Here is a 12,662-nt window from a genome sequence, read left to right as displayed (position 1 = left end):
CTACACCATAATAAACGATTTCTTACAGCCAGTAAGACAGCTTGTAGTTTTCTTTCTTGTCGTTTTTGTTTTTCAGTTCGCCGAGAAGAGCTTTTTGTTCAGCTACAGAAACACCCGCTAATTGTACTTGTCCACCCATAACCAAAGACATTTTTTCCGAACTGCTTGCCAATTGACGAATCGTTTCTTTTAACATTTTAAACTCCTCCGCTTCTCTACTAGAATATGATTAATTATTACACATTTCTAATATAGCAGGAAAAGTTTCGACAGAAAACGCAAAAATGATTCGTATTTACCGAAATGGGTTTTGCGCGGTTTGTATTTATGCAATTTCGCCGTTCAACATGTGCAAAAAATCCGATTTCCAAGGACTTATTTCCTGCATGGAATCGAGCAACTCCTCGAAGCGGTTATAGTGCATTCGGCTCATGACAGCGCCATATAAAAGCGCACCTGAACGCTCGACCGCCTCTTCGAACATCTCCGATCTTCGCTCCACGTCTTGAATGCTAAGCAAACCTTCGAAATAGTCGGCAATCCACTTGTCCTCGCCGGATACGCTCTCGACCAAGTACATCGTCAATAAAGTGCGCTTGCGTTGCAGGAAGTCGCTTTTCTCGTCCCATCTCAGCAAATCGCGAAGATCGTTGCGGATTTGTGCCGCAATGCCGATCTCCTGAGCATATTCGGCAACGACCGGCTGCCAAGGCTTCCCTGCGGCAATAACCCCCGTCATGCATGCGAACAGAAGCAGCGAGGCCGACTTCAGCTTTACCGTTTCCAAATAAGACTGCTCATCCGATGCCATATCCATTAAATCGAGCATTTGCCCATTTGCCGCTCGCAGGAGCTGGTCGTTCATCAGACCGATGAGCGCTAAGCGAACCGCTTGGTCGAACTCGCAGCTCTGCATCGCTTGCTGCGACAAAGTCAGCAGCGAGGAAGCGACATGAATCGCAATCGGAGCCGGCACTTGCATCCAGCTTTTCCCGGGAGCATCCTGATCCTGCAGATCGTCGAATATATCGGACGCCAATATGAACAGTTCGACCGCTGCCGCCGCTTGATAGATGGCTGGGGCCGTTCCGCCGAACATTCGGTAATGGAGCAACGTCAATTGGCCGAATTTGATCGATTCGCCAAGCTTGTCCTCCGTAAACTGAAGCGCATAGCGCAACAGCGGTTCCGCAGTAAAATACCGACCGACCATGTCGCGCATATGCTGTTCGATAAGGGTATTGCCGTTTATCATCCGCTTGCCTCCGAGAGATACAATTTATTACCAAGTATACTATGATTCTCTCAAGTAAACATCCGATAAACGACATTTAGCCATTTATCAAGACCAAGCGATTTGGATATGCGGTCCATGAGTCCGCCGTTTTTTCCATCGCCAGACTGTCTAGTCTGTTCGTCATTCGCCTCCTCATCTAGTCGGATCATTAATCGCGATATCATCTCCATTCTCTTCTCGTATAACTGTGTCTTCCGGGCTGACGGACTGCTGGTGTGATCGCCATGATCCATTTGCGCAAAGCCCTCCTTGAGGTTTACATAAGCAAATTGAGCGCGTTTATGCTTTCATCCGTAATAAGGATAGGCCTATGTTGTTCATCTTTCTTGGATTCGACCGCGTAATGCATATAGACGGCCTCCATCGTCATTCCGCCTCCTGGCAAATTCGATATAAGAGCCGCCGGACTATCGCATGCAACCATTTCTCCTCTTCGCATAACGGCTATGTGATTGCAGTTGCGCTGAAGCTCCTCCATGTCATGCGAGGCGACAACGATGGTCTTCCCCTGCCGCTTAAGCTCAAGCAGAAGCGACCAATAATCTCTTTTGGCTGCCGGGTCGAGACCTGTCGTCGGCTCATCGAGAAAAATAATATGAGGATCATTCACGATTGCGATCGCGAGCGCGGTACGTTGCCGCCAGCCGCCCGACAGGCGTTTAACTATTTTATCGGCATAAGGTTCTAAATCGAATTGCTTTATTATCATATCCAGATCGTTTTTGCGTTTGTAAAAGGATTGGAATAGTTCCAGCGCCTCGCGAACATTCATTTTATCGATCAACGTCGTGCTTTGCAGATGAATGCCGATGTCTTCCTTTAATAAATCCGCCTCAAACAAAACATCGCGTCCGAGCACATGAATAGCGCCCTTATCGGGCATCCGCAAGCCCATCATCATTTCGAGCAACGTCGTCTTGCCCGCACCGTTCGTGCCGACGATTCCGAATAGCTCGCCTTTCCTTACTTGAAACGATACTTTGTCAACCGCTTTGTTCGCCCCGTAATGCTTGCTTATCGAGCTTACCTGAATGACTGTCTGCATATCCATTTATGATTGGCCTCCATTCACGCTTAAGCGCAGTTTGAGCTGCTCGTTTTCACTGAAAACAACATACTATAACGATAACGTATGCTTTTTATTTTTTCACCGAAAACCTATCTCGTAATTCGCGCAAAAATTTTGCGCTCCGCAATGAGAGCGCAATCATGGGCCAAAACCGGAAATGCGGCTTATTTCGACTTACACACAAAGTTATCCACATATCTGCATAAATTGTTAGTTAATTCAGTCGATACCGACAATTTGTAGCTGTAACAATTTCGCGATAAATAGCGTTTCGATTAAACTGTTAACAACTCCCTGTTAAATTGTCCACGTTATACACATTATCCACAGGCAGGCTGTGAAAAAACTATCCCCGTTTACCCCACATTTACAAACTATCGAAAACATTGTCGTATCAAGGCTTCGGCAAAGTTATACACAATTCGCTTCGCCTATGTGGATAACTCAGCATTTTGGAAAAAATCCTTTTATATCCGCCTTCCAATGCACATGACATGGGGGGAGAGACCCAGGACGCCTAGGTCTCCTGCCATTTCTACCATCAGCTTAACGGCCTCCGCATAGTCTTCATCGCCTTGCTTACGCCAATATTCCAAATGTTCCTTTTGGAACAGTCCAGCCGTTCCTGATGAGCCTACCAGCTTCACGCATTGGAAGCCATGCGTCTGCATGAACGACTCTATCTCCTCCAGCTTAAAGTAGTAAGCGCCCGTGAATCTGCCTTGATCCCGATGATTGAACACGCCAGTCTCAAGAAACTTTTTTATTCCGTTTATGGAATCGTTCGGCTGCCAATGCTGTGGATACAATAGCGACGTCATAAGATGTCTGGTTCTCGTCATCATCGCAACGAACACATAACCACCGGACTTCGTGACGCGATATAGCTCAGACGCGGCTTGGTTCCGCTCCTCCTCCCGCTGCAGATGGTACAGAGGGCCTAACATAAGCGATGCATCGAATTTCTGATCTTCAAGACCCGATAAATGCGTTGCATTAAAGGAATGAAAACCGCGGAACTGGCCCAGCAACCCCGTTTCCTTTGCCTTCCCACGAGCCTGCTGTACGAGCCTCGGCGTTAAATCGTTAACGGTCACTTCATAACCGCGCTCGGCAAGTTTAAGCGCATATCGCCCAGGCCCGGCGCCGTTATCGAGAATATGGCCGGATGGAGGAAGGAAGCGACGCAAATAGTGCCAATAAGTTTGGAACTCAAGCGGTTCTCTCTCCAGCCGTCCCCATTCATCGAATCCACTGTAATAATCGACAACTTCTTTCATCCTCATCCGCTCCCGTCGTTAGTTCGCCTTCTGGTCCTTACTGCCTGAGACCGTTCTGCTTCCTGTCGTCATCACCGCTTGATTGCATGCCGAGATATAAGCCTGGGCCGCTGCCAATATAATGTCTTTGTGAATCGACGTGCCGCGGAATCGCTGCCCCTCATGGATAATCGACACGACCGCTTCTCCGTGGGCATCCTCGCCTGTGGATATCGAATGCAGCTCCAAATCCTCGAATTCGGCGGCAACCGGAATGGCCTGTTGAATCGCATGAATAACCGCCTCGACCGGTCCTGCGCCAATCGCTATATAAGCGTTCTCCTCGCCTCCTTCATTCTCCCGGATCGTAACCGTAGCCGTACGCGAACGTTGCGTGCCCGAATGTACTTGCAGATCGACCAGCACGTACGGATCAGGCTGCGTCTGCGTCAAATCGCCGGCAATGCGAATCAGCTCGTCGTCCGTAACGATCTTCTGCTCATCGGCCCTTTCCTTGAATCGGTCGTATACGTCTTGAAGCTGCTCATCGGTTAACACGATGCTGTATTCGGATAAGCGATGCTTAATGGCATGACGGCCGGAGTGCTTGCCGAGTATGATCATGTTGTGGGATATTCCCATCGCTTCAGGATCCATGATTTCATACGTGCTGCGGTTCTTAAGCAAACCGTCTTGATGGATGCCCGATTCATGCTGGAACGCATTGCGTCCTACAATCGGTTTGTTATAGGCGATCGGGAAGTTCATCGCCCGGCTGATCAGACGGGATGTTTGGTAGATCTCTTTCACCTGAATGTTCGTTTCCGCCTGCAGCGCGTCCTCGCGCGTCTCGATCGCCATGACTAATTCCTCCAGCGAGCAATTGCCCGCACGCTCGCCAATGCCGTTGACGGTTACCTCGATTTGCGTTGCTCCGCCCTTGATAGCCGCTATGCTGTTGGCAACAGCAAGCCCCAGGTCATTATGATTATGCGCGCTGTACCTAACGGTCTCCCCGCCTCTGGCTTGCTTGCGAACCGCTTGGAACAGTTCCGTCACTTCATCCGGCATCGCATAACCTAATGTATCCGGCAGGTTGATGATCGTCGCGCCTTCGGCAATAACCGCTTCTACCAGCTGAATGACGAAGTCGCGGCCGGAACGCGTTGAATCCATGGCCGAGAACTCGATCTCGTCTACGAATTGCTTGCCGTAGGCGACCATTTTGCGGGCAATCTGCACAACCTCGTCGCGTGATTTGCGCAGCTGGTGGTTCAGATGGATATCCGAGGAGGAGATGAACAGATGCAGTCTTCTGCGCGCCGCATCCTGCGTCGCCTTAACGGCGGCGTCAATGTCTGCCTTGACCGCGCGGGCGAAGCCGGCGATCTCCACCGTTTGCAGCTCCCTCGATATTTGCTGTACCGCAGCGAATTCACCGGGGCTGGACACGGGGAAACCCGGCTCGAGGACGTCGATGCCCAGCTTCGCCAGTTGTCTGGCGATAATGATTTTGCGTTCTGGCGCTAAGGATGCACCTGGCGATTGCTCGCCGTCTCTTAATGTCGTATCGAAAATTTGAATTTTTTTCATATCGTTTGTCATTGGAATGACCTCCTAAAGTTGTTTTGGGGTAACAAAAAAAGCCCGCCATCTCTTATCTGCATAAGAGACGACAGACTTTAACATCTACCGTGGTACCACTCTAATTGGCCGGACGTTCGTGTCAAGCCCACTCGTTGCCCGATATCGGAGGCCAGCCGTAACATCCTATCCGGATAAGCTGCATGCCGCTTTATCCCATTCAGACGTTTCGCTCCCAGGCGAGCTTCGAACCTTAAGCTTCGACTACGTTGCACCATCCCGCAGCTCTCTTGCGCAGCGGCTTATGAACCTCCGTATGCCGCTTATTTGCCAGCTTTGCGTTCTACTATTCCTGTTCTTTGCGTTTGATCCCTATTCGATTGGCAATAAAAAAAGCCCATCGTCTCTATAATCAAGAGACGACAGGCTATTACGACCCGCGCGGTACCACCCTTGTTGACATCCCGTTCCCGTCCTTTAACAGTCGAGTATGGATATCCACCTTAAGCATAGGCCAACTCCGGATGTTGACGCCATGCACCCTATTACGGAGGTTAACCGTACCAATGTACCCGCGCTACCGAAATAATGCATCCCGCATCGTTTCTGCGCTTCCATTGCTCCGCTCCCAGGCGAGTTTCAAGCTTCCTTCGACTGCGTCGCACCGTCCCGCAGCTCTCTGTTGCCGGCGCCTCTGAAGGCTGACGGCCGATCCCGGATAAACTTTACTATTCCTGATCCTTGCGTTTGTAAGTATGTTGTTGAAGGTTTGTTGCTTATTATATGCCCCGGAAAGTTATCTGTCAATTCAGCGCGGAGGAAAAATTTTTAGTCAGCTTCCGACCGACCACTCTTCCAGCGACAAACCCGGATCGGCTTTCAGATCGAGACCGCTGTATTGACCGCGCTTCAGCTTAAGGTTGGCAGCCGCTCCGATCATTGCCGCGTTGTCCGTACAGAGCGAGAGCGGAGGGATAAGGAGCGGGACTTGGTTCGTTTCGCACTTCGCCTGCAAAGAAGCGCGCAAGCCGCGATTGGCCGCTACGCCGCCGCAAAGAAGCAGCTGCTTGGCCCCGAATTGCTTAACCGCTCGCAGCGCTTTCGTTACAAGAACCTCGATAACCGATTCCTGGAAGCCGCGGGCAAGCGCCGCTTCGTTCAGCTCAAGTCCCTTCATCTTCGTTTGGTTAATGACGGCAAGTACGGCAGACTTGAGACCGCTGAAGCTGAAGTCGTAGCTGTCTGCTTCAAGCCATGCGCGGGGAAGCGGGATAGCTTCTTCCGCTTCGCTCGCCAGCCGGTCGATGTAAGGCCCTCCCGGGTAAGGAAGGTGCAGCGCTCGCGCAACCTTGTCGTACGCTTCTCCGACTGCATCGTCTCTCGTCCTGCCGACCATTCGGAAGCTGCCTTCGCGCTCCAGCAGCACGAGCTCCGTATGACCGCCCGAGACGACAAGCGCCATGCAAGGATATTCCATCTCGGCGACAAGCTCATTCGCGTAGATATGCCCCGCTATATGATGCGTTCCAATGAGCGGAATATCGAGCGCCATTGCAAGGGTCTTAGCCGCGACAATACCGACCAGCAGTGCGCCAACGAGGCCCGGCCCCTGCGTAACCGCAATAGCGGAAATATCGTTCAGCGTAAGCCCGGATTCCTTTAACGCCTGCTCCATAATAACCGTTATAGACTCGACATGCTTGCGCGAAGCGATCTCCGGTACGACGCCGCCGAAACGCTCATGAATATCGATCTGACTGGATACGACATTCGACAAGATCTGTTTGCCGTTGCGAATAACGGCAACGGACGTCTCGTCGCAGCTCGTCTCGATCGCCAATATAATACGATTAGCCTTCTCCGAAGCGAGGCTAGCACTTTTCTCTAGATGACTCACTGTTACAGCTCCTCTGTCTTCAGCCGTTCACGATCAAGCTCCGCCCACATAATGAGCGCATCCTCGTCGTTGTCCGAGTAGTAGCGCGGCCGTATGCCGGAAGGCTCGAAGCCATGCTTTCGGTACAGCCGCTGCGCGTTTTCATTCGACACCCGAACCTCCAGCGTCATCTTGGCCGCGCCAAAAAATACGGCCGTCCGCTGAAGCTCTCCAAGCAGCAGATCTCCCAGACCTTGACCGCGGAAGTCGACCTGCACGGCAATATTCGTCACATGCGCCTCGTCCATAATGATCCACATGCCGCCGTAGCCAATAATATCGCCGCTGAATTCCATGACCATATATTTGGCAAACATATTGTTCAACAGCTCATTCGTGAACGCTTCTGTCGTCCACGGACTGGAGAACGCTTCTTCCTCAATCTCCACGATTGCGGCAATGTCGGCTAGCGTCATTGCACGGAACTCCAGCTTATTGACGTCTATGCTCATCCGTTTACGCCTTCTTCCGCTTGCTTCTCCTTCAGCTTGACTTCCGCCTCCGTAAGCTGCGTATAGTTAGGGGCAAACGTATGGACATTCTCGGAAACTCCCGATGCCAGCAGCTGTTGACCCAAATAGGCAATCCAGCGCCCTTCCAGTACATAAGGCTGCCTCGCCACTTCGATGCCGATCTGCTTTCCTAATTGCTGCAGTCGCTCCGCTTCCGCCTCATGCTGCGACAGGTCGCCAGCCAGCCATATTTTGCGAACGGGCGAGGATAACTCGGCACTAGCCTTTGCCCGTACAATAACGTCATCCACCCAACCGTGCATAAGCTTCACGGCGTCGTTCTCCCAACGTTCCCATTCGCCGTCAGACGTCATGCGGAAGCCGGAGCTGTACACTTGTCCGCGCCTCGCGTCCATAATCGGAAGCACCCATTGCTCGCCGTTCTCGGCATGGGCAGCAAGAGGCACGGACGCCTCTAACGCTTCGATTCCGCGCTGCAAGGCGCCGTAAGCGATAGCCTCGAGGCTCGACACGCCGACGAGCGGCTTTTTCCATACCCATGCGAGCGTCTTGGCGACGGATACCGCGATTCGCATGCCCGTGTAGGATCCCGGGCCTTTGCCTACCGCGATTCCGGCCAGCGATTGCTCGGTCACGCCGCAGCTTGCGAGCAGCTGCTTCAGATGCGCAACGACATGTACGGAGTGGTTGCGTTCGGCTAACGACTGCACCTCGCCCATCACCTCATTGCCATGAACGACCGCTGCGGCCATGGAAGCGGTCGACGTATCGAGCGCTATGACAGGTCCTTCTATCGATTTGCTATGTTGCCGTTCCAGTCTCATCCGCCTGCTCCTATCTCATGTAAAGCGTCGCACAAGCCCGCATACGGCTCTCCATACCCGGTTAGTACGATCCGTCTTGATTCGTCGCCCGTATGCTCGATGAACAGCTCCAGCCTATTCGGCGGTAACAATTCTTTAATTAAACTCGCCCATTCCACGATCGTCACGCCGCCGCCGTAGAAATAATCGTCCAAGCCAAGCTCGTCCGCCTCTTCCAGCGACAGCCTGTATACATCCATATGATAAAAAGGGAGGTTCTCCCCCATATATTCCTTGATGATCGTAAAAGTCGGGCTGTTCACGACTCCGCTAACGCCAATCGCCTTCGCGAATGCCTGCGAAAATCTCGTCTTGCCCGCGCCAAGATCGCCGTCCAGAGCGATCGTCGTACCGGGCTTTGCCCAAGCGGCCAGCTGCTCCGCTAGCCGTATCGTATCCTGCTCCGTATGAGCGAGCCAGCTTCCCTTCCCTATCCTTTGCCGCATCGATATCACCTGCTTTTTTATCGCTTAAAATGATTATAGCCGCGCTTCGCAAGCTGGACTCTTTTCTCCTGCTTGCCGCTATGGCTGACGCCCGCCGCCCGGGCACGTACCAGCTCAACAGCGGCATCGCCCGCCTCGATCTCGCCAATCAGGAAAAACGGAATGCCCTCCTTGCGGAATAGCTCAAGGGCCGCTATGACCGACGTTTTGTCTATTGTTCCCAACAACGCGTAATCTTCTCCGCCATAAAGCATCCATTCCAGCGGATCCATGCCTGCTTCCGAGGCATAGGCCGCCATGCTGCCGCTGCGCGGAAGCTCCGTCTCGTGCAGAACAACCCGCACGCCAGAAGCCTCGGCGATCTCCCATGCTTCGCTTGCGAGCCCGTCGCTTACGTCATTAAGCGCATGACAGCCGAGGCCATGCGCCGCAAGCAGCCGGCCGGCCCTTACGGACGGCGCCGGCCTTCGGTGCGCTTGCACGATGACCGGATGCGCCGCTTCCGCAGCGCCATCCACCCGCTGTGCAAGCAGCGCATGCAGACCGGCCGCCGCCATGCCGACGGCGCCGGTCACGAAGACGGCGTCGCCCGGCATAGCGCCCGAGCGACGCAGCGCAAGCGCCGCCTCGACCGTTCCCGTCACGGTCACGGCGATGACCAAATGCTCCGGCGACGACGTCGTATCGCCGCCGATCACGGCAACCCCATAGCGCTCGGCGCATGCGTACAACCCGTCATACAGCCGTCGCATCCGCTCCGGCCCCCATGCACGGGGTACGCTGACCGACACGAGCGCATGCAGCGGGACGCCGCCCATCGCGGAAATATCGCTTACGTTCGCGGCTAGTGCCTTATAGCCGATGTCCTCTTCACGCATCGTCGCATCATTGAAGTGGACGGTTTCCACCATCGTGTCAACCGCCAGAAGCATCCGCTTTGGCGCGGCTACGCCTTCCTCCGCCAGCCCGACGTCGACGATCGCCGTATCGTCGCCGATACCAAACACGACGCCGCGCCGCTGCTGCCACTCGGCGCTCTGCCTCTCCCCGGTCCAATGATGAATACTTGCAAATTCATCCAATGCTTCGCGCTCCTTCGCTGCCAACTTGACGCGTTACTGTTAATGAATATCGCGTTTCTTGAACCGTCCGCCCTTCACGTCATGGATATTGCCTACCGCAAGGAACGCTGCAGGGTCAAGCTCGGTTACGATCGACTTCATCTTCGCCTCCTCGAGACGCGTAATGACGCAGAAGATCACCCTTTTGCTGCCGCCCGTGAATCCGCCTTCCCCATGCAAATACGTAACGCCGCGGCCAAGACGGCTCATGATCGCGTCGCCGACTTCCTTCCATTCCTCGCTAATGATCCATACCGCTTTCGATTCATCGAAGCCCTCGATCGTAATATCGATCATCTTGTAGGCGATATAATAAGCGATGAGCGAATACATGGCCCGATCCCAGCCGAACACGAAACCCGCGCTGCTGAGGATGAACAGGTTAAGGAACATTACCGTTTCGCCCACGGATAGCGGTATCTGCTTATTGAATACAATGGCAACAATCTCGGTACCGTCAAGCGAGCCTCCGAAGCGGATAACCATGCCGACGCCGACGCCCAGAATAACCCCGCCGAATATAGCCGCGAGAAACGGTTCAACGGTCAGCGGAGGCACAGGGTGAAGAAGCGCCGTTCCGATCGACATGAAAGATACGCCGTACAGCGTCGACATCGCGAACGTCTTTCCGATCTGCTTATAGCCTATAAACAAGAAAGGGAGATTAAGAACGAAAAGGAAGAGTCCGAGCGGCCAATCCGTTAGATGCGAGACGATAATGGAAATGCCTACAATACCGCCATCAATAATGTGGTTAGGAACCAAAAAAATTTCAAGCCCTACGGCGACCAAAGACGCTCCGAGTGTAATGAACAGCACTCGCTTGAGTATTTCCAGCTTGGAGAGCTTATGATGCTGCAATGTTGCCATCTACGCACGCACATCCCCTATCCCCTATCGGGTCTTTACACATTATTTTACCTTAACCATCCTATATATTCAAAGAAAAAACGGCAAGCCTCCCCGGCGGACGGCTTGTTGCCGTTCTGCCAGGAAGGCTTGCACGTATTAGGGCCCTATCGCTAACCAATAACCGCGAATGCCTCTACGCCGGCCGGAATCGTCTTCGTACGGAAAACGGTACCGCTATTGTCATAGATCTGGATCGCGTACGGGACACTGGTCAGCGTTTCGACCCGGCTGAAGAATACAACACCGAAGCGGTCGAAAAACGCGGTTTGCACGAGCGTTGTCCCTTGGTATAACGCTGCATTGAAACCGGTCGTGTTGAACGGCACGCCATTGGCATCGACCCAAAGCACGGTCAAACGATTCAAGTAAGGCCCAAGCGGCTGCGTCGCGCCCGTCGTTCTCTTAATAACCTTTTTCTTCCCTTTCGCGCCGTAAAATGGCGGCTTCACGCGATTCGCCATTCCCTCACTCCTCCGTTTGCATATGCCATAACATATGCGGCAAGGACGAATCCCGTGTGGTCAGGCTCCCGGCGCGATGAACCTATATTTGCATGGCCATTCCTAACAAAACAACGCTACAGCTCGTTAATTATCGTAATATGCAGCATGTCCTTCAGTTCGATCTCGTAAGGAGACTTCGGCTCCGTGCCGTCCGCTTCCTTAATGATGCGGATGCGCGGCCGGTGTACGGCAAGCTCATTATTTTCCGATACGACGCCAATCTGACCCGTACTGAGCTGCAGCGTAGTCGCAACCGGGTAAATGGATATATGCTTGCAGAACAGTTTGATCAAATCAATATCAAAAAACGTACCTCCGGCCGCGAACAGAAATTCGATCGCTTCGCTGGACGTATAACGTTTCCGATGCGGCCTAGGCGAAGTTAAAGCGTCGAACGTATCGGCGAGCCCAACGATCTGGCCATACATATGAATCTCGCTGCCCTTTAGTCCGCGCGGGTAACCCGAGCCGTTAAAGCGTTCATGATGCTGCAATGCACAATGAGCCGATACGATCGAGATATCGTGATATTTGCGCAAAATATCGAATCCTTCGGTTGTATGATTGCGGACAAACGCATATTCTTCCGGCGTCAGTCTTCCTTTGCGCCCAAGGACGCTATCCGGCACCTTCGTCATTCCGATATCGAACAGCAGCGCCCCGATGCCCAGCTCCTCGAGCTGATTGCGGTTGAATCCTTTGGCGATGCCCATGATGCCGGCAAGTACGGCGACATTGAAAGAATGCTGAAAGAGATAGGCATCCTTGGAATGAATGCTTGTCAGATTGACAAGCAAGTTAGGCCTCGTACTAAGATCGGACATGATCTGTCCGAATACGGATCGGAACGTCCGTCCCATATCCGGCGCAATCGTCCGCCCCTTTGAGTTGTTAGGCTCTTTGAAGGCGTTCATTGTTTTGTAGATCGCATCGACCGCCTGCTTGCGCGTCTCGTCTCGGACCGTCTCCTCGGGAATAATATCTACCGTCTTCCCGTCCTCAATTAACAAAAAATCGATGCCTAAAGTGCGCAATCGATCGATGTAGCGATCATTCAGTTCAATACCTTCGCCCAGTAGAACGTTTCCATTATCTTGAAAAATAGGTTTTGCCAGTTTATCTCCGGGCTTTACCAGTTCAATTTGCACTTTTCTCATTTCGACTAGTTCCCGCTTTCGACAGTTTGGATTTCATTATTT

14 protein-coding genes are annotated in these 12,662 nt (G+C 52.7%); all 14 read right to left on the bottom strand.

Annotated elements, in window-relative coordinates; genetic code table 11:
- Positions 1 to 22 precede the first annotated feature (22 nt).
- The 14 genes from comX to J2T14_RS27805 all read right to left on the bottom strand — a co-directional run bounded on the left by comX (position 23) and on the right by J2T14_RS27805 (position 12,620).
- Positions 23 to 196: a competence pheromone ComX gene (comX, locus tag J2T14_RS27870; RefSeq protein WP_307207597.1), complete on the bottom strand. Its 174-nt coding sequence runs from the start codon at positions 194 to 196 to the stop codon at positions 23 to 25.
- A 129-nt stretch (positions 197 to 325) separates the two neighbouring features.
- Positions 326 to 1,255 carry a polyprenyl synthetase family protein gene (locus J2T14_RS27865; RefSeq protein ID WP_307207599.1) on the bottom strand — a complete coding sequence of 310 codons (930 nt, stop codon included), beginning with the start codon at positions 1,253 to 1,255 and terminating at the stop codon, positions 326 to 328.
- Positions 1,256 to 1,305: 50 nt separating this feature from the next.
- Positions 1,306 to 1,530: a hypothetical protein gene (locus tag J2T14_RS27860; RefSeq protein ID WP_307207602.1), complete on the bottom strand. Its 225-nt coding sequence runs from the start codon at positions 1,528 to 1,530 to the stop codon at positions 1,306 to 1,308.
- A 23-nt stretch (positions 1,531 to 1,553) separates the two neighbouring features.
- Positions 1,554 to 2,348, bottom strand: a complete 795-nt coding sequence (locus J2T14_RS27855) for an ABC transporter ATP-binding protein (protein ID WP_307476245.1) — start codon at positions 2,346 to 2,348, stop codon at positions 1,554 to 1,556.
- A 485-nt stretch (positions 2,349 to 2,833) separates the two neighbouring features.
- A complete protein-coding gene (locus J2T14_RS27850; RefSeq protein WP_307476243.1) occupies positions 2,834 to 3,646 on the bottom strand; it encodes a class I SAM-dependent methyltransferase in 813 nt (270 codons plus the stop codon).
- 18 nt (positions 3,647 to 3,664) lie between these two features.
- Complete coding sequence (locus tag J2T14_RS27845; protein WP_373458223.1) at positions 3,665 to 5,218, bottom strand: 2-isopropylmalate synthase; 1,554 nt, start codon at positions 5,216 to 5,218, stop codon at positions 3,665 to 3,667.
- An 823-nt stretch (positions 5,219 to 6,041) separates the two neighbouring features.
- The gene (gene tsaD / locus J2T14_RS27840) at positions 6,042 to 7,106 is read right to left on the bottom strand and encodes a tRNA (adenosine(37)-N6)-threonylcarbamoyltransferase complex transferase subunit TsaD (protein ID WP_307476239.1); all 1,065 of its coding nucleotides are present in this window, start codon (positions 7,104 to 7,106) and stop codon (positions 6,042 to 6,044) included.
- 2 nt (positions 7,107 to 7,108) lie between these two features.
- A complete protein-coding gene (rimI, locus tag J2T14_RS27835; RefSeq protein WP_307207610.1) occupies positions 7,109 to 7,597 on the bottom strand; it encodes a ribosomal protein S18-alanine N-acetyltransferase in 489 nt (162 codons plus the stop codon).
- Positions 7,594 to 8,442, bottom strand: coding sequence for a tRNA (adenosine(37)-N6)-threonylcarbamoyltransferase complex dimerization subunit type 1 TsaB (gene tsaB / locus J2T14_RS27830; RefSeq protein ID WP_307476237.1), 849 nt, complete (start codon positions 8,440 to 8,442; stop codon positions 7,594 to 7,596). The genes rimI and tsaB overlap by 4 nt, the downstream gene beginning before the upstream one ends.
- Positions 8,439 to 8,927, bottom strand: coding sequence for a tRNA (adenosine(37)-N6)-threonylcarbamoyltransferase complex ATPase subunit type 1 TsaE (gene tsaE / locus J2T14_RS27825; protein WP_307476234.1), 489 nt, complete (start codon positions 8,925 to 8,927; stop codon positions 8,439 to 8,441). The genes tsaB and tsaE overlap by 4 nt, the downstream gene beginning before the upstream one ends.
- Before the next feature lie 17 nt (positions 8,928 to 8,944).
- A complete protein-coding gene (gene thiL, locus J2T14_RS27820; RefSeq protein WP_307476232.1) occupies positions 8,945 to 10,009 on the bottom strand; it encodes a thiamine-phosphate kinase in 1,065 nt (354 codons plus the stop codon).
- Positions 10,010 to 10,048: 39 nt separating this feature from the next.
- Positions 10,049 to 10,918, bottom strand: a complete 870-nt coding sequence (locus J2T14_RS27815) for a YitT family protein (protein ID WP_307476230.1) — start codon at positions 10,916 to 10,918, stop codon at positions 10,049 to 10,051.
- Between the two features lie 152 nt (positions 10,919 to 11,070).
- On the bottom strand, positions 11,071 to 11,421 hold the full coding sequence (locus J2T14_RS27810) for a hypothetical protein (RefSeq protein ID WP_307207621.1): 351 nt from the start codon (positions 11,419 to 11,421) through the stop codon (positions 11,071 to 11,073).
- A gap of 116 nt (positions 11,422 to 11,537) precedes the next feature.
- On the bottom strand, positions 11,538 to 12,620 hold the full coding sequence (locus tag J2T14_RS27805) for an HD-GYP domain-containing protein (protein ID WP_307476228.1): 1,083 nt from the start codon (positions 12,618 to 12,620) through the stop codon (positions 11,538 to 11,540).
- Positions 12,621 to 12,662: the final 42 nt, after the last annotated feature.

The sequence above is a fragment of the Paenibacillus harenae genome (genome assembly GCF_030812415.1).
Classification (GTDB): Bacteria; Bacillota; Bacilli; order Paenibacillales; family Paenibacillaceae; genus Pristimantibacillus; species Pristimantibacillus harenae_A.
This window is presented reverse-complemented; position numbering and strand designations above follow the sequence as displayed.